Source organism: Clostridioides sp. LIBA-7678 (genome assembly GCF_056716065.1).
This window is the reverse complement of sequence record NZ_CP196989.1, coordinates 90,568-113,170: the sequence shown is the minus strand read 5'-3', so window position 1 is coordinate 113,170 and position 22,603 is coordinate 90,568. Positions and strand designations below refer to the sequence as shown.

The 22,603-nt window shown below is 27.2% G+C and carries 28 protein-coding genes; 26 read left to right on the top strand and 2 right to left on the bottom strand.

Features of this window, described 5'->3' with window-relative positions; translation table 11 throughout:
* Nucleotides 1-34: 34 nt before the first annotated feature.
* The 17 genes from ACTG46_RS21030 (at nt 35) to ACTG46_RS20950 (ending at nt 12,623) form a co-directional block, all read left to right on the top strand.
* A complete protein-coding gene (locus ACTG46_RS21030; protein ID WP_479924301.1) occupies nt 35-1,834 on the top strand; it encodes a C40 family peptidase in 1,800 nt (599 codons plus the stop codon).
* A 226-nt stretch (nt 1,835-2,060) separates the two neighbouring features.
* Complete coding sequence (locus tag ACTG46_RS21025) at nt 2,061-3,038, top strand: ATPase AAA (protein WP_021382311.1); 978 nt, start codon at nt 2,061-2,063, stop codon at nt 3,036-3,038.
* A 39-nt stretch (nt 3,039-3,077) separates the two neighbouring features.
* Nucleotides 3,078-3,848: a hypothetical protein gene (locus ACTG46_RS21020; protein ID WP_102822237.1), complete on the top strand. Its 771-nt coding sequence runs from the start codon at nt 3,078-3,080 to the stop codon at nt 3,846-3,848.
* Between the two features lie 10 nt (nt 3,849-3,858).
* On the top strand, nt 3,859-4,047 hold the full coding sequence (locus tag ACTG46_RS21015; protein ID WP_479924300.1) for a hypothetical protein: 189 nt from the start codon (nt 3,859-3,861) through the stop codon (nt 4,045-4,047).
* Between the two features lie 435 nt (nt 4,048-4,482).
* On the top strand, nt 4,483-4,686 hold the full coding sequence (locus ACTG46_RS21010) for a hypothetical protein (RefSeq protein ID WP_021382315.1): 204 nt from the start codon (nt 4,483-4,485) through the stop codon (nt 4,684-4,686).
* A gap of 305 nt (nt 4,687-4,991) precedes the next feature.
* Nucleotides 4,992-5,387 carry a hypothetical protein gene (locus tag ACTG46_RS21005; protein ID WP_154106800.1) on the top strand — a complete coding sequence of 132 codons (396 nt, stop codon included), beginning with the start codon at nt 4,992-4,994 and terminating at the stop codon, nt 5,385-5,387.
* A gap of 16 nt (nt 5,388-5,403) precedes the next feature.
* The gene (locus ACTG46_RS21000; protein WP_021382317.1) at nt 5,404-5,601 is read left to right on the top strand and encodes a hypothetical protein; all 198 of its coding nucleotides are present in this window, start codon (nt 5,404-5,406) and stop codon (nt 5,599-5,601) included.
* Between the two features lie 122 nt (nt 5,602-5,723).
* Nucleotides 5,724-5,990: a hypothetical protein gene (locus tag ACTG46_RS20995; protein ID WP_021382318.1), complete on the top strand. Its 267-nt coding sequence runs from the start codon at nt 5,724-5,726 to the stop codon at nt 5,988-5,990.
* 11 nt (nt 5,991-6,001) lie between these two features.
* The gene (locus ACTG46_RS20990; protein WP_021382319.1) at nt 6,002-6,559 is read left to right on the top strand and encodes a prepilin peptidase; all 558 of its coding nucleotides are present in this window, start codon (nt 6,002-6,004) and stop codon (nt 6,557-6,559) included.
* 10 nt (nt 6,560-6,569) lie between these two features.
* Nucleotides 6,570-7,328: a Flp pilus assembly protein CpaB gene (cpaB, locus tag ACTG46_RS20985; RefSeq protein WP_021382320.1), complete on the top strand. Its 759-nt coding sequence runs from the start codon at nt 6,570-6,572 to the stop codon at nt 7,326-7,328.
* A 10-nt stretch (nt 7,329-7,338) separates the two neighbouring features.
* The gene (locus ACTG46_RS20980) at nt 7,339-8,106 is read left to right on the top strand and encodes a CpaE/TadZ family protein (RefSeq protein ID WP_102822233.1); all 768 of its coding nucleotides are present in this window, start codon (nt 7,339-7,341) and stop codon (nt 8,104-8,106) included.
* A complete protein-coding gene (locus ACTG46_RS20975; protein ID WP_021382322.1) occupies nt 8,106-9,488 on the top strand; it encodes an ATPase, T2SS/T4P/T4SS family in 1,383 nt (460 codons plus the stop codon). Before ACTG46_RS20980 ends, ACTG46_RS20975 begins: the two co-directional genes overlap by 1 nt.
* 14 nt (nt 9,489-9,502) lie before the next feature.
* Nucleotides 9,503-10,444, top strand: a complete 942-nt coding sequence (locus tag ACTG46_RS20970; RefSeq protein WP_102822232.1) for a type II secretion system F family protein — start codon at nt 9,503-9,505, stop codon at nt 10,442-10,444.
* 13 nt (nt 10,445-10,457) lie between these two features.
* Nucleotides 10,458-11,321 (top strand): hypothetical protein, encoded by an 864-nt coding sequence (locus ACTG46_RS20965; RefSeq protein WP_021382324.1) that lies wholly within the window; start codon nt 10,458-10,460, stop codon nt 11,319-11,321.
* An 11-nt stretch (nt 11,322-11,332) separates the two neighbouring features.
* A complete protein-coding gene (locus ACTG46_RS20960; protein WP_021382325.1) occupies nt 11,333-11,776 on the top strand; it encodes a DUF4320 family protein in 444 nt (147 codons plus the stop codon).
* Entirely contained in the window at nt 11,767-12,315 is a 549-nt protein-coding gene (locus ACTG46_RS20955; protein WP_479924299.1) for a hypothetical protein, read from the top strand. The genes ACTG46_RS20960 and ACTG46_RS20955 overlap by 10 nt, the downstream gene beginning before the upstream one ends.
* Nucleotides 12,316-12,470: 155 nt before the next feature.
* Complete coding sequence (locus ACTG46_RS20950; protein ID WP_044211832.1) at nt 12,471-12,623, top strand: type I toxin-antitoxin system toxin; 153 nt, start codon at nt 12,471-12,473, stop codon at nt 12,621-12,623.
* A 317-nt stretch (nt 12,624-12,940) separates the two neighbouring features.
* Here the strand turns inward: ACTG46_RS20950 and ACTG46_RS20945 are convergent, their stop codons facing one another.
* Entirely contained in the window at nt 12,941-13,150 is a 210-nt protein-coding gene (locus ACTG46_RS20945; RefSeq protein ID WP_021382327.1) for a helix-turn-helix domain-containing protein, read from the bottom strand.
* 233 nt (nt 13,151-13,383) lie between these two features.
* Here ACTG46_RS20945 and ACTG46_RS20940 point away from each other — a divergent pair, with 233 nt between their 5' ends.
* The 3 genes from ACTG46_RS20940 to ACTG46_RS20930 all read left to right on the top strand — a co-directional run bounded on the left by ACTG46_RS20940 (nt 13,384) and on the right by ACTG46_RS20930 (nt 16,927).
* A complete protein-coding gene (locus tag ACTG46_RS20940; RefSeq protein WP_479921716.1) occupies nt 13,384-13,989 on the top strand; it encodes a hypothetical protein in 606 nt (201 codons plus the stop codon).
* A gap of 23 nt (nt 13,990-14,012) precedes the next feature.
* The gene (locus ACTG46_RS20935) at nt 14,013-15,062 is read left to right on the top strand and encodes a cell wall-binding repeat-containing protein (RefSeq protein ID WP_479924298.1); all 1,050 of its coding nucleotides are present in this window, start codon (nt 14,013-14,015) and stop codon (nt 15,060-15,062) included.
* 86 nt (nt 15,063-15,148) lie between these two features.
* On the top strand, nt 15,149-16,927 hold the full coding sequence (locus tag ACTG46_RS20930) for a DUF8193 domain-containing protein (protein ID WP_479924297.1): 1,779 nt from the start codon (nt 15,149-15,151) through the stop codon (nt 16,925-16,927).
* A 124-nt stretch (nt 16,928-17,051) separates the two neighbouring features.
* On the opposite strand, the gene ACTG46_RS20925 is transcribed toward ACTG46_RS20930, so the two are convergent.
* The gene (locus ACTG46_RS20925; protein ID WP_021382331.1) at nt 17,052-17,234 is read right to left on the bottom strand and encodes a hypothetical protein; all 183 of its coding nucleotides are present in this window, start codon (nt 17,232-17,234) and stop codon (nt 17,052-17,054) included.
* Between the two features lie 382 nt (nt 17,235-17,616).
* Here ACTG46_RS20925 and ACTG46_RS20920 point away from each other — a divergent pair, with 382 nt between their 5' ends.
* The 6 genes from ACTG46_RS20920 to ACTG46_RS20895 all read left to right on the top strand — a co-directional run bounded on the left by ACTG46_RS20920 (nt 17,617) and on the right by ACTG46_RS20895 (nt 22,559).
* On the top strand, nt 17,617-18,936 hold the full coding sequence (locus ACTG46_RS20920; protein ID WP_479924296.1) for a hypothetical protein: 1,320 nt from the start codon (nt 17,617-17,619) through the stop codon (nt 18,934-18,936).
* An 88-nt stretch (nt 18,937-19,024) separates the two neighbouring features.
* On the top strand, nt 19,025-19,681 hold the full coding sequence (locus tag ACTG46_RS20915; RefSeq protein ID WP_479924295.1) for an anthrax toxin lethal factor-related metalloendopeptidase: 657 nt from the start codon (nt 19,025-19,027) through the stop codon (nt 19,679-19,681).
* Between the two features lie 17 nt (nt 19,682-19,698).
* Nucleotides 19,699-20,298: a hypothetical protein gene (locus ACTG46_RS20910; protein ID WP_479924294.1), complete on the top strand. Its 600-nt coding sequence runs from the start codon at nt 19,699-19,701 to the stop codon at nt 20,296-20,298.
* A gap of 87 nt (nt 20,299-20,385) precedes the next feature.
* The gene (locus tag ACTG46_RS20905) at nt 20,386-21,912 is read left to right on the top strand and encodes a hypothetical protein (protein WP_479921711.1); all 1,527 of its coding nucleotides are present in this window, start codon (nt 20,386-20,388) and stop codon (nt 21,910-21,912) included.
* A 13-nt stretch (nt 21,913-21,925) separates the two neighbouring features.
* Nucleotides 21,926-22,318, top strand: coding sequence for a hypothetical protein (locus ACTG46_RS20900; RefSeq protein WP_102822229.1), 393 nt, complete (start codon nt 21,926-21,928; stop codon nt 22,316-22,318).
* 19 nt (nt 22,319-22,337) lie between these two features.
* Complete coding sequence (locus tag ACTG46_RS20895) at nt 22,338-22,559, top strand: hypothetical protein (protein WP_479924293.1); 222 nt, start codon at nt 22,338-22,340, stop codon at nt 22,557-22,559.
* Nucleotides 22,560-22,603: the final 44 nt, after the last annotated feature.

Here is a 22,603-nt window from a genome sequence, read left to right as displayed (position 1 = left end):
GTTAACTTTTTTATTTAAGGGGAGGATGAAAGCTTTGTTTGAAAAGGGATTAGAGTTAGTAAAAGGTATTGCTAAAAATAAATTTAAAAAGCTAATGTTTAAAATAATGGTTCCTTATGGTGCTTTTGTTGTATTAATACTAATATTATTATCTGCAACATTTGAATTATTTACAGGTGATAAAATAACTCCTAATTTATCCTCTGAAGAAACTAAAGAAGTTCAAACTTATATAGATGAAAAAGTAGCACAATACACATCTAAAGACTATTATTTTTTAGATAGCCAACATTTATTAAGAGCTGAACACGTAGAGAAATATTTGCGATTTTTAGTAAGTAATAGTCAGGTATCTTCAAAAAGTAGTGTTGAACAATTAAAGAAAAAAGTTGATGAAATAGTAGACAAAACATTAAAACCTGATTTAAAATATTCAGAAGCTCAAATAATAACAAGACGTTTTTATAAGGAAAAAGTTGGTGAAGGTAATGATGAAAGATATGTAGAAAGGGTTGAGGAAACTGTTGATACAGTATATTTATTAGACTATGCAAATTCAATTTACAATACTAATAAATATACATATGAAATAAAAATAGAAACTACAACAATAGATTCTGATGAAAGAATAGAAATAACAAAGCCAGTTTTAGCTTCACAGGAAGCTGAAGGAGAACCATATGACCATTTTAGAGAAATATTAATTAAAGAAAATCATGTTGGGAAAAATGATGTTGATATGGTTATTGGTATGATTATAAATTCTGGTTCAGATAAAAAATGGAACTGGTTATTTGGAAATACACTTGCACCATATTATGGAGGAGGTCAATGGGGACAGCTTGTAGGGGTTCCAGAAGAATTAGCATCATTCTTTGATGAAGCATCTCAATTAACAGGTCTTCCAAATTGGATATTAGCTGGATTTGCAAAACAAGAGAGTAATTTTAACCCTAATTGTCAGTATGGAGGAGCATATGGAATAATGCAATTTCAAAAATATGATACTGATGGAAGTGATATATGGGCTGAACATATGAGAAAAGGCATGGGTGATTTATTTAAACAAGCAGGATATTCTTTTTCTAGTTCAGAGCAAATGTGGGGTATTTTTTTAAAAGATGCAAGAGCTCAGATAATTGCAGGTGCATTTGAGGCAAGGTTCTATTTTAACTATGCTTTATTTAGATTAGAAAGTATGACAGGAATAGCTTGTCCAAATAAAAAGAATTATAATACCAACGAATATGTCAATCAAATAAAGTGGGATAGTGATGAAAATGATCCTAAATTTAAAGACCTTTTGAGAAGAGCATTTGTATTATATAATGTTGGACAAGGAAGGGGTATGTCTGTAAATTTAGATAAAGCTCCTCATGACTATCCAAATAAAGTTTACCATTATGCTATAGAATTTAGAAATACAAGTATATCAGGTGGTTCTAGTTCAGAAAAGGTTAATAGGATTATTTCAATTATGAGAAAGCAACTTGGTAAACCGTATTTGTGGGCAGCGGAAGGACCTAATTCTTTTGACTGTAGTGGTCTTATGCTATATTGTTTCAATCAAGCAGGAGTTAAAGGATTGCCTAGAACTTCTAAAGCACAATGTGCAGCATCAACACCTATATCATTTGAACAACTACAACCAGGTGACTTTGTATTTGTACATGAAAAAGGCCAATCTTTAACAAATCCTTGGAATGTGCATCATGTTCAAATGTATATTGGAGGAGGAAAAGTTATAGAAGCTCCAGAATCAGGAAAAGATGTTAGAATAACAGACATGAGAAAAGGGCCTGTGAGTTATGGTAGATTTCCTGGTTTAAAATAAATTATTGTTTAAAAGGTATTCCAATTATGGGATACCTTTTTTTTATTATAAAAAACTGAGGTGATTAATTTATGTTTGTTGCTTTAACAATAGCTATAGCTTTTTTAGGAGTGCTTATTTATGCTTCTGTTTTAAGTACTGAAGTATCTTTGATTCTTGATGAATTGGAAGAAGGAGATATATAAGTAAAGTGAGTAAAATTAATTATAATTTTGGGGGGATTTTAATGAATTTAGCATATAAAATGAATAGTGAAATAAAAAATGAAAACAAAATATCTGGAAAAGATATTATTTATGAACAAATAAAATTAGGCAAAAAAATAATACTAGTAAATACAGAATCTGCGAAATTTAATGATATAAAAGATGTTAGAGTAGTACAAGTTGATAAGAATAAAGAAATAATAAATCCATTGCAAATTTATTCAACAATAAAAGATTTTGATATATTTTCATTTGGCACTCATTTAAAAAAGATACAAAGAATGTATTGTATTTTAGTAAGTGAATACACAGAAGAAGAATTAACTAGTTTAGATATATTACTAACTAACTTTTATGAATATTTTGGAATAGATATAAAAAAGTGTACAAAATATAAAGAAAATGAATACCCTATTTTATCTGATTTTCTAAATTATTTAAAATATATAGAAGGAACACATAGAATGATAAACTGTATGCAATCTCCAAATAAAGAAAAGGTATTTGAAGTATTTAAAGAGTTAAATAGTATTAAAGACATATTAAACATAAGAATAAATGTTATAGACACAATTATTTCGAAACTTAATAAAATAATAGATAATTATGGGTATTTACTAAATATACATTCTAATATAAATCATGTACACAATAATAAATTTATTGCTTTTAATAAATTAAATTTAGTTGATGATGAAAAAATATTAGGTGTTCTATTACTAAATATTCTTACTTTTATTAATGAAAATTATTTGTTTGGAGAAAAAAATGCTGAATACTTAATTGTCTTTGATAATTCAAATGAAATATTTTCTTTTATAAAAACAAGTATAGGAGATATAATAACATCTTATGTTGGAGAAATATTAAATACAGCTGATCCAAATTTCATAAGTTTTTTATTTATAAAGACTAAGATGTCAGCTTTTTTTAACTTTAAAAATAAATTTTCTCTTATTAGGACACAAAATATAGAAGATTTTTTAGAGCAAAGCTAAACAAGTATTATAAGTAAGCACTTGAAAGGGGATGTTATTTTGCTTGAACCAGAATATGGGAAATATACTTTGCTCAGTTTTATTATGGGCTGTGCTCTAATTTTTGTTACAAAATTTACATTTACTCCAGAAAAATTTAAAATAGTATATTCAATAATAGGAGCTTTACTGTTTTTTTATTCTTTAGCTTCAATTTTATTAGGATTATTACTGGTCAAAATAGATGAAAAAAAGATAAAAGCTATAGAACAAATAAAATGGAAAGTAAATATTGTATTGCACAAAAAAGGCTTAAAAATGACAGATGATATCTATATGTATAATATAAAATATGTGGGCTCAAACTATATATTTTTAAAATTAAATTACTTGCAGAAAGTTAAATTATTTTCAAATATAGATATAGAAAAAGAAGTAAATTATATATTAGAAAAAGTTGAATATCATTTTAAACACAATGTTGTAGAATTAGACTATAGAAGATTATGTGAATACTCACTTGAAGAAATTTACGAAAATAGTATTGAATTTTTTTGTGATGAAGAGGGAGCTTATGAGGCATTAATAAATATATATAATGAGACAATTTTATCATTGAAGGATTCTAAAAGCTTTGGAAACAGCACTATCTTAAATGAAAATGACTTACTTGATAAAGAGGATTTGATTACTTTTTTGATAGATAATAAAAATATAAAAATTATTATTTCTAAATTGTATTGTGCAGAAACTATGAATGCATTGTATTTTAAGATAATAGAAAAAATATTATCAGAAGAGTTTTCTAAAGTACGAAATATTTATTTATAAGGAGTCTAATATGAAAAATTGTATTATAGCAGTTGCTTCAATTATATTTGGTATTACCTTATATTTGATAGATTCAAAAACATTTCATGAAGCAGGAGATTTATTAGTTGTGGCTATATCTGAAATAGATATAAAAAGAATAGTAATGCCTTTTATGATCATTATTCTTTTACATATTCAAATAAAAAATTTAAATTAAAAATAAAGTAATAAAAACATAGATAAGGTATTTTTCAATACTGAAACCCAATAATAGAGATAGTGTTTAGCAAAGGCAACATCAATTACACTTGATTTGTTTTAGATTTATGTTTTTTCAATCTAAAATAAGTTTAATTATCAAGCATCCATTTGGGGTGTTTTTTAATTTTGATACATTTACATTTATATTGAAGGGAGAATAATTATGAACCTTAAAAAAAGAATTCTATAAATTTTGTATCTAAAGAAATGGATAGTATTATATATAAATCAAAGGGATATATTTCAGAGAATATTAAAGACATAAAGAAAGGTAGCTCCTATAAGTGGTTTAAGAAAGTTTTTATTTTTATATCAAACAGATAGCTGACTTATAGTTATATTATCATTTTATTAAAAAATAAAATGATAAATTATTGGAGGAATATAAATCATGAATGATGATGAAAAAACAGTTAAAGAAAATACATCTAAGAAGCATAGTATAATTGATTATATAAAAGTTGCTATTCTATTAATCTTTCTTATGATTTTACCAGTACTAACAGATCCTAAATCATTTGCTAACATTGTTGGGGTGCAAATTTTTGTGATATTAGTTTTAATAATAAATATAGTGATGAAGAATGATAGATAAAATATAAGTTATAAAAACACATATGCAAATATACATGAATATGAAAGTGAGACTATATATGACATCTAGTAATAGATGTCATATACAGGTTCATTTTTTGGTTTTTCATAACAAATTGAGGTGGCTTAAAGCCATCTCACCCCTATATTTTACACATTGAAAAAGTATCTATATTAAGAGCTTTTTTATTTGAATAAAAAAACTTAGCTAAATATTAATGAAGGAAGATAGAATACCTATCTTCCTTTTTACTTTATAGATAAGAATTTGTATATACAAGATATTAGTATGTAGGGGGGATCATGGTGGAAATAAAAAAAGACGAGTCTGATTATAAAACTATTAAAGAAAAAGTTGTTTGTGAACAAAAGAGTATATTTCAAATACTGAGTAGTATAGGTACAAGGATCAAGGAACGTATAGAATATTTTTGGATAGATTTTTTGGATTTTATTAAACCTGTTTTTTTTTCAGCATTGGCTGTGTTTCTATGTTTAGTACTTCTTTGCATAAATAAAATTATGGATAAACGAGCGACTTTTCTTAGGGATGATAGAGACATCATAAACAATATGGTAGTAAACTTAGCACATACTGCTTGTTCGTTTTTTGAGGGAATATTAGGGTTTTTATTATGTTTGGCAGCTGTACTTACATTTATAACATTAATTTTGTGTATAGTTAAGAAAATTTTAGATTGAAAAAGGTGAGATTTATATGAAAGAAAAAAAGAAAAATATTGATTTAAGTAAGGACAAAAAGAAGAGGTGTTTGTCAGAACGTCAGAGAGCAATTATTGGATGTATAATAATTTTATTTTTAATTTTACTAGGGCCTTTACTGGGTAGAAAAGCAATAGAATACATATCTCCCCTTATGCAAGAAAAAATAATAGAAATGATTGAAAAATCTTAAAGGTACTTAGCTAATTCATGATTTATATGAAATAAATTTCTTTACAACAAGTATATGTGTTAATAAAAGCATTTTCTAGAGATGCTTTTTTATATATATTTTAAAACTTAAGGAGGATATACATGGAGAATTTATTATTTCAAAAAGAAAAAAGAAAACAAAGAAATACTTTTTTAGAATCCTATATAGGACAAAAAATAATGTGTATAGAAAGACATCTAAGAGAAGTATTAAATAATGAATCTGGTATGGATGAAAATGTATCTAAGGCTATTTGGGTAGTTATTGCAGTATTTTTAGGTGGACTGATGTTAGCTTGGGCAACTGGAGCATTACAAGATGTTATTTTACCAAAAGCACAATCTACAATTGTAAATATGTTTGGATAGGATTTTATATTATGTCTTTCAATAATATTAGTTCTAATAGCATATTCAGTTATTTCTATGATTTAAAATTTCTGCCAACAGGTGAAAAAATTGTATTAAGCAAAGAACAAAAAATGATATTGCTTTTAATAGAATATTTATTAATCATAAGCCTATTTAAACATATTAATAATATAGCATTAATAATAAAAGGTTTTTTATATGCTCAAATATTAATCTATGCTAGTTATGTAGATTATAGAACAAAATTAATACCTAATAAAATACAGGTATTGATATTATTTGTATCCTTTATAAAAATGAATTTATATTTATCTATAATAAATTTATTTTTATTTGCGTTACCTCTTTATTTATCAGCAATATTGAAAAATGGAAGTATTGGAGGAGGGGATATAAAGCTTATGGGAAGTAGTGGATTTTTAATTGGGTTTAAAGGTATAGAAGTTTTAATTTTTATTCTAATTAGCTTAATCTTGGCATTTGCAATCAATCGTGATACATATAAAAATGGTATTGCTTTAGCACCTTACATTTCTGTAGGGTGTTTTTTATCATATTTATTATAGGAGGAAAAATATGAAATTAGCGACAAAAAGAATAATAATTGGTTGTTCTGCATTACTAATAGGTGTATACATTTGTTTTGTTTCTCCATATTTACAGAAAATGAAATCACAAACAACCTTTGTTAGAGCAACACAAGAAATAAAAAAAGGAGAAAAAATAAGCTCCACAAAAGTTAGGGAAATTAAAACAACAGATTCTGAGAGTTTACCTCAGACAAGTATTAAAACAAAAGATAGTGTTGTTGGGAAGTATGCAATAACAGATATTAACAAAGATGATAATGTGTTGACTACAAAGATTTCAAAAAATCGTGTGGCTGAAAATGAATATTTATATGGATTAGATGGTAAGAATCAAGCCATATCTTTTACAATAAAAAATTTTGCGGCTGGACTATCAGGAAAGCTAGAAACAGGAGATATTATATCAATTTTAGCTGCTGATTATGGAGAAGATAAAGAAACTCTAAAACCTGCTGAGTTGCAATATGTAAGAGTATTAGCTGTTACTAATGCAAAAGGTTCTGATAAGAATGATGAAAAAGTACAAAAAGGAAATGAAGAAGAAAATGAGCTTCCGACAACTATTACAGTGCAAGTAAATGATATCCAAGCTAAGTTACTAGCTACGCTAGAAGAAAATAGCAAAATGCATGTAACACTAGTGTATCGTGGTACAACTAATAATGCTGAAAAATTTATAAAAAAACAAGAAGAAACAATAAATTTATTGGCATCAAGAAACATGACTACACCAATAAAAGAATAGGGGAATAGAAATGAAAGGTAAAACAATTGCTATTTGGGGAAGCCCAAGTTCAGGTAAAACTACTTTTAGTATAAAGTTAGCAAAAAAACTAGCAGAGGAAAAGAGAGATGTAATTTTAGTTTTTTCTGATTTAATCTGTCCTTCAATAAATACTATTTTACCGAATGAAAAAATTAAAGACAAGTCATTAGGAAATGTGTTGTCAGCTCCAATTTTATCAGAAGAAGTAATTTTAACAAATTTAATAAATGGGAAAAACAAATATATAAATATATTGGGATACAAACAGAGAGAAAATGTATCAACCTATGCACAATATAATATAGAAAGGGTATTAGAACTGTTTAGAACATTGGAAAACATGGCTTATTATATTATTGTGGATTGTACAAGTTATTTTTTTACAGACTTATTGACATCTACAGTTCTAGAATACTCTGATACTATTTTTAGGCTTGTAGAACCTAGTTTAAAAGCTATATCTTATTTTGATTCTAATTTACAATTATTGATGTTACAGAAATTTAAAATAAATAAACATATAAATGTGCTATCAAATTTCAAGGAAGATGAATCAGTAAGGGAAGTAAAAGAAATATATAGAATAAAATACGAATTACCTTATCTTGAAGAAATAAGAGAGCAAACTCTATCTGGAGATTTATTTCAGGAACTTAGTAAGAAAAAGAGTCAATACAACAAAACTGTTGATGAATTAGCCAGTACCTTAAAAAATGAGGATGATATAAAAAAATGTAAATCATGGAGAAATAAATAATGGCTTTTGGTGATAGACAAATTCTTAAAAATTTCTTGAATGAAGATAAGGAAGAAAAAGAATTTTCAGATGTATTAAAGGAAACTCAAAGTTATATTTTAGATAAGTGCTTTTCAATTATGGCAGGAAAAAATATATTGGAGCAAAGAGAATCAGTAAGACCATTTGTTGAAAAATTTGTTACTGATTATTCTTATAAGGTAAAAGGATTATCTGAGAAAGAATTAATTGATAAACTACTATCTGGAATGTTAGGATTCGATTTTTTAGATAACTATCTTTATAGAAATGATGTTGAAGAAATAAATATAAATGAATGGGATTCAACTAGAATTACGTTCAAAGATGGGCATAAGGAATTTACAAAAGAATCATTTAATAATCCAAAACATGCAATAGATGTTATTAAAAGAATGTTACAAATGTCTCATATGGTATTTGACAATGCTCAACCTGGTGTAAGAGGACATTTATCAGAGAGAATAAGGATAACAGCTCTAGGGTACGGTTTAATTGATGAGAGTAAGGGTCTTGCTGTATCTATTCGTATTATAAACCCTCAGAAGCTAAAAATAGATGATTTTATAAAGTTTGGTACAGGAACAGCAGAAATATTTTATATCATGCAGAGACTCTTTAAATATGGAGCAAGTATGTGTATAGTAGGACCAACTAATTCTGGAAAAACAACTCTTCTAGATTCATTAGTCAAAGAATCTGTAGATAATGATGATAGAGTAATAACAATAGAAGAAGATGTTAGAGAGTTTGATATGGTCAAGAGAGATGAAAATGGTAAGGTAATAAATGAAGTAATACACCTAAGGACAAGACATAGTGATGACCCTAAGCAGGATATAGACCAAGAAAAATTATTAGAGTTTTCTCTTACAATGAACCCAGATTACTTGGTGATTTCTGAGATGAAAGGTAGAGAAGCATTTGAAGTACAAAAAGCCGCTAATACAGGTAATCCTTTTATTACATCTATACATGCAAACTCTTGTATTGATGTTTATTCAAGAATGTTAGATTTGTGTAAGACGAAGTCAAATATGGATGATGATACTCTAATGAAAAATGTAACTAAAGCTTTTCCTATTGCATGTTTTGTAAAACAATTGAAAGATAAATCAAGAAAAATAATGGAAATAACAGAGTGCATTGTTCATGAAGATGGAAAACGTGAGTTTAAAACATTATTTCATTTTGTTAGAACTGGTATAAAACTTGAAGGAAATAAGAAAGTAATCACAGGATATTTTGAAAAGGTAAATAATATTTCTGAGAATATTCAAAAACGTTTACTTGAAAATGGGATTACAGAAAAAGAATTAAATAAAATGTTAAATTATTATGAAGTATCTGATTTATGTAATTGAAAGGAGGTTTTTTAATGGGATTCTCAAATATATTTTTATTTTTAGTGATTATGGGAGGAATATTTACATTATTGAATATATCTCCTATTGAATTTTTAAGAGAAATAGTATCCATATTTGAAAGAAAGCAAAAATCACCTTCTATTAGTGATAAAGTAGAAATTCTAACAGGCAAAAAGAAAGAGAAGGGAATAAAGCGCTTAATAAAAGATACTAGTAATATCTTAGAACGGACTCAAAGTAAGGGAAAATTCTCAAATATATGTATCATTGCTATTGTATTAATGATAGTAGGGATATTTCTAGCACTTAGCATAGGCAATATATTTTTAATACCAATATTAGCATTTGGATTTGGGATGTTGCCATTTTTATATATAAAAATAACCGCTAATTCATATGAGAGGCAATTAAATGATGAGTTAGAAAGTGGTTTATCTATGATTACAAATTCTTATTTAAGAAATGAGGATATAATACTAGCTATAGAGGAGAATATTGACTGTTTTAATCCTCTTTTAGAAAATATATTTAGAAAATGTTTATATAAAATTAAACTATCTCCTGATATAAAAGAAGCATTAGAAGAATTAAGAGATAGTATTGATAATGACATATTTGTAGAATGGGTAAATAGAGTTATACAATGTCAAACTAATAGAACACTAAAGTCTCCACTTAGAGCAACTGTAAGTAAGTTTTCAAATGTAAAGATACTAAATGAAAAAGTAAATAGTAAATTAATGGGGCCAGCAAAAAGTTTTTTAACTATGACATTTATATTATATGGCTCAATTTTTATGTTGAAATTTTTAAATATAAATTGGTTTAAAAATTTAATGTACACATTACCAGGACAAATTTCTATTTGTATTACTGTTTCATTAACGTTTTTCTCCATTATACAAATTAGTAAACTGATAAAACCAATTGATTATAAATCAATAAATGAATAAGGGGGGTGATTAATTGATACTATTAATTTGTTTCTCTTTATTTGTATTTAGTATTTATATGATTTTAGCTGGAATACTAAATATGCCAGGAGCAAGATATTCAAAAACTGTATCATCAGTTATAAATTCAAACAAAAAAAAGAAAACATTAGATGATTTAACTACGAAAGTAGCAATGAGAGTATCAAAATTTGTAAAGATTAATGAGTATAAAAGAAAAAAACTATTATTGACCTTGAAATCAGCTAATATAAACTTAACTCCAGAAACTTATATTGCAAATGCTTTTGTAAGTTCTTGTGTTGTTCTTTCTCTTACAATTCCAACTTATATAATTTATCCAAAAGGATGTATTATTTGGATAGCTCTTTCTATTTATTCTATTTTTCAAGAGCTGAAAAGAGCAGATAGAATTGTTGCAGATAAAATAAAAAGAATTGATTATGAACTTGCAGAATTCGCATCAACATTAGCAATAGAATTAAGCGGAACTAGAGATCTTTTATATATAATTTCTGAGTATATAAAAACAGCAAATGAAACATTAGCTGAAGAACTTAAATTTACGTTAGCTGATATGAAATCTAGCTCTCAGAAAGAAGCTTTAATTAGATTTGAAAGTAGAGTTAATAGTTCAAATTTATCAGAAATAATAGTAGGGCTAGTGGGTGTATTAAATGGTAATGATGAGATTATGTATTTTCAAAAATTGGCTGCTAAGTTAAATGATTTAAAATTACAAAGAGTGGAAGCTATTGCGAGTAAAAGACCAGGTAAAATTGGAAAGTACACAATGCTTATGCTTGGTTGTCTAATAATGAATATGTTTGTTGCTTTAGGCATTGAAGTTTATAAATCCTTAAACAATTTCTTTTAAGGAGGATTGGGATGAAAAAAATATTAAAAAGCAAAAAAGATTTATATCAGCCTATAAGAAATGAAAAAGGAGCTATAGACGAATCTATTTGGATTATAATAATAATATTTATTGTAGCACTTTTAGTTGGACTTGTAATTAATGTGTTACCAGTTATCATTGCAAAGAGTCAATTAAACCACTATGCAAATGAGATTGTTAGAATTGCAGAAATAAGTGGGGAGGTTGGTCAGGATGTTGATAATGAAATAGAAAAATTAAATAAGAGTATAGTTGAGCCAGATAGAATTGAATGGTCAACAAAGTATATAAATGGAACAAACAAAGTCCAGCTCAATGAAGAAATAAAGGTGACTGTAAAAAAAACAATGGATTTAAGTTTCTTTGATTTCGCTTCTTTCCCAGTACCTTTGGTTTCAAATGCGACTGGAAGGAGTGAGGCATATTGGAAATAAAGAACATCTTAAAAAAAGAAGATGGTAATGCGACTTCTATAGTAATATGTATAATTGTTGTGGTTATTATGATATTCTTTTGTATTTGTGCTGAATATTTAAGATTAGCACTAATAACTAAAGGTGTTAGAGATGCTTTTGAAAAGTCTCTTATTGCTGTAGCTACAGAAAATTATGATGAAACATATCCCTGTCTGAGAGAAGGATATGGTGCTGCATATCAATTAAATAAAACTGATGAATGGAAAGAGAATGTTGATAGAGGAGAGGTTGAGAATAAACTGAAAGAAGCATTAAAATTAACTGAAGAAGAAGGACATTACATAAAATATAATGATTCAAATGTTGAGTATACACTTTCAGACTTAAAAGTAGAAGTAACAAATAGACAACTAGCTCCAAATAATAGCAGTAAAGTTAAAAAGTATGAAGTAAGAGGTTCAGTTATTTTAAAAATACCTCCTTCATTTGGATTTACAAGAGCAGAGACTACAAAGATAAATTTAGATTCTGTGTCAGGATATACTCCTTTATTTTAAGGTTAAATTATTTAAAAATATAAAATAATTTAGTAATTAGATATTTATGGTAAAGAGTGGTATAATATTTTTAGCAAGAAGAAAAATATATAATCTATTAGAGTGGAGTTCATACAAACAAAAGAAATAACCTCCGAAAGAAAGGAGGTGTAGGTATGAACGAATTTTTACTTAATATTTTCGCTGGTGTTATTGCCAGTTTAATATTTTGCTTGATTGGCAAAATATTTACAAAAGTAAAAGGCCACTCTGTGCGAAAGAGTGACCTGAGAGTTGAGTTTAAATTTATGTTTAAACTCAAAAAATAATCATTTTTAAAGAACTCCACTCTAAAGCAAAATAGATTGTAATTCTTCTTGCTTTTATTATATCACAAAAAGTCAAATTTGATACGATTTTATATCATATCTTTTTTATTTAATTCTAAAAACGAAAAAGTAGATAGTAATTATATTTCTAGTTAAATATATTTTTTTTATTAGATTTTATATAAATTTCAATAGTGTCATTGAAGCCATTATTTAATAAAAGACATACGAAAAAATGCACCTTTCTATTTAAGAAAGATGCTAAAACCATTATAATATGTATATTTGAATATAGTTTCTTAATTATTATTATAACATTAATCGACATCTTTTACATGTTCAATTATGTCTTCTATATTGCAATCAAATACATCACAAAGTTTATCTAACATATCAATATCAATTCTTTTAATCGTTTCATTGTAGAGAGCAGTAATTGTGCTAGGTCTAATACCAGTTTTTTCACTTAGTTCTATTCTAGACATTTTACATTTACCAAGCAATTCTGATATTTTTATTCTGATCATTTAAAATCCCCCCCAATAATTAATAATAAATTAATTATACTTATTCTAAAGAAAAATATCAATAGGAGTGAATTATTAACGCTAGGAGTTAAAAAATAACGCTAGGAGTGAATTATTAACGTTAGGAGTGAATTTTTATATTAGGAATTATTGACTTATGGTAAAAAATGGATTATCATCTAGATATAATAAGTAATCACTCCTATGAACTAAATCAAAAGGAGTGAAATAATATGAAATTTTTAAAGATAATAAAAAAAAATAAACTATCTATTTTAGTTGTAGCTTGTATCGTAATTGGATGTGCTGGAATTTTTAGTATAAGTACACTAGGCAAGAAGGTATCTAAGGTCTCACAATTAAGTTCTAATAAGATAGAAAATAATGAAAATTCTAATAATGATAACTTAGAAAATAGAAGTGTAAACGTTCCAACTATTGATTTAAGGGATAATGTAAATACTATACAAGAAGAAAAAGATAGAAAGGATTCTGAGAAAAAGAATAAAGTTCAGAATATAGATAATATAACTAACAATAATACAATTAAAAACAATAGACCTACCAAAGGAGAAGTTCAGAAAAAAAGTGAACCAAAACCAAAAATTTCAAATAATAACAAGTTAGTTAATCCAGAAGTTACTAAGGATTCTGAAGACAATAAACTAAACAAGCCTAATAAGCCTGAAGATAATTCAAATAATCAAGAAAAACCATTAGACAAAGATGATGGGTTGATTGATGTACCAGGATTTGGACCTAGTAAGCCAACAGAAAGTCAAGGCGATAATGGCTATGCATCAGAAGAAGATTGGAATCATGTATCTGGAAGTATGTAGTAATTATAAGAGGGGGAGTAATTATGAAATTTAGTAAGAAATTGTTAGCATTAGGAATATCAATTATGATATTTATGACTAATTCATCTAGTATATTTGCTTTGTCATCTATAAACAAAATACAGGGTAAAGATAAATATGAAACAGCAGCTCTTATTGCAGACAAACAAAGTTATACAACAGCAATTATTATAAATTCAGATGATACATTAGCAGATGGTTTATCTGCAAGTGGGTTGGCAGGTGTGGAAAATGCTCCAATATTATTAACTAAAAAAAATAGTATTCCAAGCTCAACGCTAGAAAGATTAAATAAAGTTAAAAAAATCTATATAGTTGGTGGGGAAAGTTCAGTAGGTAAAGAGATAGAAAGTATTCTTGAATCTAGAAATATAGAGATACATAGAATAAGTGGAGAAGATAGAATAAAAACAAGTTACAAAGTAGCTAAAGAGATAAATAGTAAAACTAAAGTAGAAAAAGTTATGATAACAAATGGATATAAAGGAGAACCAGATGCAATGAGTGTTTCTCAAGTTGCTGTTAAAGAAAAATCTCCTATAATATTAACTGATGGGAAAAATATACCTTTTGACATGAATGGTACAAAATGTTTTGCTATAGGAGGGCGTTCAAGTATAAGTGAAGAATTAAGGAAAGCTACTAAAGCTATAAGAATAGGCGGAATTGATAGATATGATACTAATGCAGAAGTTGTAACTTATTTCTATAATAGTACTAAAGAATTTTATGTAGCTAGTGGCACAGATTTAATATACTCACTTGTTGGTTCAACAATATCAAAAAATATTCCTATCATTTTAGTTGATAAGGGTAGTAAAAAAGAAATCTTGTATGATGCTAAGAAGATTACAGCAATTGGTAGTTTGGATGATAAAGTACTAAAAGAGGTTTTAAATGCAGTGAATGGAGAACAAGAAACAAATAAACCTGATTCAGATAAAGAAATAGTAGATGTTCCAGGATTTGGGCCACAAAACCCAACTGATAGTGAAGGGGAAGATGGGTATGCACCAAAAGAAGATTGGGAAACACCTTCAGGAAATATGTAAAATGTACAAATAATATAAATTAACAAGAAATGACCTAATTAATGGGTCATTTTTTATTTAAAAATATTATAGGGAGATGAATAAACATGAAAAGAAAATTTATGATTGTATTTATTTGTGTAAGTTTGATATTTATTTCTATAATAGTTTCTTTTGCTGATGGCGGTGGAAATATGGATGGAAGTGGTGGAGGAGGAACAGGTGGTGGAGGAACATCACAAAATAAATGGTCTTCAGGTGATGAAGGTGTAAGAGTAACAATAATTGATGTAGAAAATCAAAAAAGGGTTGGCAAAACGGTAGACTTGACTAATAGAACTCCAAAAGTAAAGTTTCATTTTGGGAAGAATAGTAAGATAGAATATAGAAATGGAAAACAATTAACTCTTTCTTCTGCAAAATATGAATATACAAATCCAAATCAAAAGTTGCCTGTTATTATTTCAAGTAATAAATATGGAAAAAGTGATATAAATAAAATAAAGAAATATTTTTGTAATAGTGGAGTACAAAAAATAATTGCTGAGAAAGCGGATATAGATTTTGAGGATATGACAAGTGGTGAATATAAATTGCTTCTAGAACCTATAGCATATTTTACATTTGGTGGAAATAAAATGGCTATGACAGCCACAGAGACTGCCCTTTATAATAAAAAACTTGGTGGTAATAAACTAAGAAATAAACTAGCAAGTATATCACATAAAAACTTACCTCTTTCTATGTTTTTAGAAAACGATGATTTAGGTTTCAAAGCTTGGAAAGGCATTTCAGATACAGATAAAGCAAAGGCAAAGGATGATGATACAATAATTAAAATGCTAGGTTTAGGTATAGTATACTTTAATAATGAGCCAAAAGAAGATGATGAAGTTGTAATTCCTCCAGTAAAACCACCTAATCCAGAAGAACCATCTAAACCAGATGAAGGTGGTCAAAGTGATTATGAGTATAGGACAGATACAGATGTTATAACTTCAATAAAGATAAAAGGATCTAATCGAACACCTAAAAATCCAGTTAAAGTGATTTTTAATATTAAGGGAAAAGACTATTCTATGAATAACATATATCTTCCCAAAAATGGGGGAGAGCAATATGCTTGGGTTAAATGGCATACTCCAAAAACTCCTGAGAAAATAACTATTAAAGTAAGTTCAAATGCTACTACAGATAAAGCAACCATAATTGCAAATGTAGTTGATTTAAAAGAAAAAGTTCCGCCAGATCCTAAAGCAAAAGACAGGAATGATAATTTTAAAACTCCAAATTTACCTAATCCATATGTAAAAACTAATGCTACCTATGGGGAATGGGATTGTTATTGGGTTCCACATTGGGTATATTATTCAGATGGTGATGGAGGCGGAGAATGGGTAGATGAAGGATGGTATGAATGGAAATGGCTAAGTTACAATGTTTCTTTAACAGCTAATATGCAAATTAAAGCTGATTCAAAAGTACCTACATCTAAATCTGATAGAAAAGAAATGAAATCAGGATATGGGTTTAATATAAATGTAGATTCAAAAATGAATTATGATGCTCCTGAAACAAGTTTTACTGGTGCTCAGAACGTAAATACTTTATATCCTGAATTTAAATATGAAACATATAACAGAGTTTTACAAAGGATTCAAAATGGTTTAAGTTCTAAATTTGAACTAAAAAATAATAAGTACTCTACATATAATCAAAAAGCTCATTTTACACCTATTTGGTATAAAGATGGAGCATACAATGTTTATGGGCAAGTGATGGATGTGTGGACACCTGTTGGTGAGTTAAGAACAAATGTTAATAATGCCATGACAATAAAAGGAAATCTATTTCAAGATTGGCATATAGGACCACTTAAAGATTAATTTTTAAAAAATAGAATTAAATATATTTAAAAAACAAAAAAGAGAACTTTATGTATTAGAGTTCTCTACTTTTGTCTATATATTATTTATATAATTAAAGCTATCTTTTTAAAATATTTATGTTTTATGCTAGTCCACAGTTACATAACAAAAGCATTACTCTGTGCAAGCAAAACTCTACCACTTGTTCACCATATTTTTTTATGAAACTTTCCATCTGAGTATCAATAAATAGATAGTATTCTTTTATACTTGCTATATATGCAGTCATTATATGAATACATTCATCTGCTTTATTTCCAAACACAGTATATCCCCCCAATAAATAAAAGTAATAATAATACCAGCCATTAAATTTAATTATTTAAATATGCTTATATGTTCCTATATAATATGAATTCACAATATTATGATACTTTGGATTAATAATTTTTACAAGTGGATATGTAAAACTGGATATTACAAATGTAAAACTGGTTATATAGTAAGCCGGAGGAAATTTCAATCAAATAAAAACAGATGCACAAAAATCTCATGGAAAAGTATTTGAGGTTGTAGATGGAGAAGTTGTTGTATGGGACTATATAAAAGAAATCCTTATGGAGTATAAGAGTTATTTTATCCAATCCAAATTATGATAATATAATATTAAGCAGATATTATATTTTAGTAAGAGAGGGATGAATTAATTGAAACTTCAGTTTGAAAGATGGTGTGAAGCAAATAATGTTAAAGGGGAGACTTTGAAGTTATTTAATGAAGGAGTTATATGTTATAAGATTGGAGCATATAGAGCTTCATTTATAATGACCTATCTAGGTTTTCAACATGAGTTAAGAAATAGAATTGTTACATCTCATAATAAGCCAGATAATACAAAAGATAGTTATTGGAAGCAAATAATAGAAAAAGTTCAAGATGATAATAGTTGGGATACAGAAGTATTTAATATAGTTAATAGAACAAAACCTGATAACATATTTTTAATAGATGATGATATTAGAAAAAAATATGATTACTGGAGAAGTATAAGAAATGATTGTGCTCATGCAAAGGGAGAAATTATAAGCAATCCTCATATAGAGTCATTTTGGCTATTTATAGAATCAAATTATAATAAGTTTGTTATTAATGGAGGAAAAGCAGGGATTTTAGATAAAATAAAGACTCATTATGATAGAAGGTATACTGCACCAGGTACAAATGTAGATTATATAGTTGATAGTATATTACCTTCAATTAAAATAGAAGAACTTCAAATCCTTTTATATGATATATATAATATGTTTAAAAAAGAATCTACATATGATGTGTTTTGTCCCCAAAATACTAGACATGATTTCTGGCAAGGTATTATCTATTCAGAAAATAATATTTTAAGAGAATCTATGATAGATTTTGTTAAGAAGGATAGGAGATTATTTGTTGATTTTATAAAATATTATCCTGAACAATTATCTATTTGTTTATCAGATAAGAACTTTGCTAGATTAATTTGGACAGGCTGGATAAGCGATATGCTTGAAAAAGTCTGGATAGACTTGGAGTATTTTTTAGAAACTGGAGACAAACATATTGGCTGGATATGTGTTAGAAAACTTCTTGAGGAAAAAATAATACCTGAAAAAGAAATTAATTATTTTTTATTGTTGGTTTGGTCATCAACTTATCGTTGTGCTGTACCTTATAATATGGTAGAGTTTATGAACAATTATGGTTATTTTAAAATAATCAGAGATACATTATTTAATAAAGATACATATAGAGTAGCCAATTTTATGAATAAAATAAATTTTCAATGGCCTGTTATGAAGTGTATCATAGTTAAATTAGGTATAAATGAGGAAGAATTATTATTATTAGATGAATTATACAAAAAAATACCATATGGGGAATTCCATGATGGGATAAGTGACTTACTAACTAATAAAAAAGAATTTAGAGAACAATACATAAAAATATTGAAAAAAAATAGTGTAGAGATACCTGGCGAATTAATCAATCATTAATACAAATTATTTAAAATGCTTATATAAGTAGGATAAACCTACTTATTTTTTTTGTCTATTTTAATTTATATAATATGGAGGTGAGATATTGATAAAAAGGATAAACAAGAAATTGATTGTAAGATTTATAACTTGTATTTTGATAATCAATATTTTTAGTGATAATGCACAAGCATATAGGGATCAAGATGTGTTACAAATAAAAATTGATGATGAAAGAGAATATGATTATAAGAGCATCATAGAATCGAATAAGAGTGACTGTGAAAAAGTTTCAAAGCTATATAAATACTTAGATTTAATACCTAGTAATATTATAGATGAGTTTATCTACAAAAGCTGTAAGATTGTGTTAACATCAGAATCATTAGAAGATAGATTTCTCAGCAAATATGTATTAGCAGGTGTTTTTTTTGATAATAAAATTTATCTAAGTAATAAATTCGACTGGTCTGAGCAATCAATAATACATGAGATGGGTCATTTTGTTGATTACAATATGAGTGGAGCGTATATTCCATATGCTAATGCAAGAGCAAGTGATGCAGAAGAATTTTTAAAAATATATGAAGAAGAAAAGAATGTCATGAAGTTAAACTCAGATAAGGATAAAGCCTACTATATAAATAGCTCTCAAGAGTATTTTGCACAAGCTTTTGAGGAATATATATTAAATCCTAATAGATTAAAGTTAAATAGCTTAGAAACGTATAAATATATGAATACTTGTACTAAGATTTTATAGTATTTGTGGAGGATAATATGATAACTAAAGATAAGGGAATGATGATTTCAGTTGAAGGTAATATTTGTTGTGGAAATAAGAAGCTTATTTTATCTATAATAAAAAATCTTCCAACTGATAAGCAAGTTTTATTTTTAACTAAAGATAATATAGAAGTATCAGGAGACAATATAGCCATTAATTATAAGTTTGATGGAGAATATAATGAGTTTCAACTTAAGATTAATGATGATACATTATCTTTTTATTCATTAGAGAATTTATTGAAAGCAATAATTAATGATAAAGAAGATGAAATTATATGTATAGATGCTACAGAATTTCAAGATAGTATTGATTATAAAAAATTAAAAATTTTAGCAGAAGAATATTCCATTTTAATGTTTGTAATTACTAGAAGAAGTGAACAAGAGTTATTAAAGTTAATACAACAAAAAGAAAAGGCAAGAGACATATACCTAAGTTTAATTTTATATATTGATGAGTATAGTTATTCCTCAAAGAAATTTCTATATACAAGGACTAGAAACACCTTTAAATGTGAACAAATTGAATTTGATAGTGATGAATGGATGTATGAAATAACAACTATTATAAAAGAAATAATAGGTTGGTAGAATACAAAGAAGTAAAAGGATATGTATGTTAAATGTAAATATCTTATATCAAAAGAGGATTAGACAACATCTAAGGAGGGAAAGTTTATGATAGGTTCTAAAGGAAAATTAGTTGCATTAGGTATAAGTGCGACAATTGCCACTAGTGCTTTATTAGTAACATGGAATGGTAGTGGAATAATAGAACAAGCTAAAACAAAGCTAACAGAAATGAAAGAAGGAGTATCTTTATTAAAAGAAGGAGAGAAAAACTTAGTAGCAAAAGCAAAAGAAATAAAAGGTCAGATAAGTACTTTAGAATCAGAAATAGCTAAGTTAGAAAATAATGGTAGGACAAGTTCTATGGCATATAGAAAGGCTACAAGTGAATTAGCGAAGGCAAAGGAAGAACTAAATAAAGCTAATAGTGATGCAAATAGGATACAAGAAGCTTTATCTAAATATACTCCAATTAAAGGACATATTGCAGGTTATGCTGAAGCTATGAATGATGATTATGTTCTACCAGAGTTTGGAAGCGAAAATTATGCAAGAAAATTAAAAGGAATAGATGATATAAATGCAGTAAAAGGAAGCTGTTTACTGAAAGATAACAACATGTTATTAGTATTAAATAAATTTAATAATAGTACAAAGGCTGGAAAGACTATATTTCAAAAGGTGAATCTTAATGGAACAGAGGTTTGGCATAAGGAATTAAATAATACTAGTGTAAGTAATATAAATCTATGCAAAGCAACAAAAGATGGTGGAGCTTTAATACTTGTTACTTCTCAAGATAAAAGCTTAACAAGTTCGCTAGGAAAATTAACAACAAATACAATACACATAATAAAATTAGATTCCCAAGGTGAAATAGAGTTCACAACACAATTTGATAGTGGAGATACAATGGCTGAGACAATTGAAAATGTTATAGAACTTAAAAATGGGAACTATCTATGTGTTGGTAGTATGTCAGCTGGTGCTTATTCAAGGGTTCTATGTATTGATAATACAGGGAATAAACAATGGGAATCTAAAATAAATGGTAATGGTGGGAATGTTAATATTGGAAATGCAATAGAAATGTCAAACGGAGATATAATTGTGGTAGGTTATGCAAATAAAACCTACGATAGTATAACTTCTAGTACAGCTTTCCCTTTTGCTACAAAGTATACAAAAGATGGGACAAAGTCATGGACAATTAAAATAAGTGATGATTACACTTATTATAATGGAAATAGTTCAAGACCAACATGTGTAGTTGAAGAAAAAGATGGGAAATGTGTAATTTATGCAGTAAAAACAATCAGTACAATAACGACAGATGGAACAATAGAAAGTACAATCCCAACTGAAGATTTAATAGGAAATAAGTATGACATTGCATTAAACAATGGTGATATATTAGTATCTAATTATTTTAGTAGCATAATGGTAATATCTTCAGATGGTACTTTAAAGAAAACCATAAAACCTCAAGATGATTTAAAAATAACAAATATGTCTTTATTAGCTGGGAATAAAGTGGCTTTTACTGGAATGACAGGCACTAATGATGATAGTTATACTGGATATATGGGAATATTTGATTTGGATGATGATAATTTCCCTGCATTAACAGATTAGGAGGAAAAGTATTATGAAAAATCTTAAAAAGCTAGCTGCATTAGGCATAGCAACAGCATCTGTTTCTGTAATCGCAATGACTTACACAGGTGGCGATACAGCCAATAATATTATAAATACATTACTAGGATTGGATAATGATGCAAAGCTATTATCAGAAGGGGAAACAAAGCTAATAGCAGAAGTAAATAGATTAAAAGAAGAAAGAGCTAAGTTAACTGAACAATATAATGAGCTAAAAGGAAATTCTGGTGGTGAAGATGATTCCACAGACATTACGGTTATAAATAATGAAATAAGTAAAGCTAATGATGACTTGGCATCGGTACAAGACATACTAGATGGAATAACAACAGGAGTTACACATGTTGATGGATATTCTGATGTGATAAATGATACAAAATAAAATAATGAGGATATTATGTATGATGGATAAATCTAATGTAAAAGAAATAGTAATAAAAATAGTGTTTCAAGATGAAAAAATGAAACATGAAAAATTGATACAAGAGTTACAAAACACTTATGAACTAAAAAAATTACAAAAAATAAAAGTAATTGATAAAAATAAAGACGACTTTGTAAGTCGTTTTTTTAATGGGGAAAAAAGTAAAGCAAAAGATTATAAGATTGATTGTTTTGTATAGTGATAGAAATCTATAGTATTAAATTTGGAAAATTCAATATTACT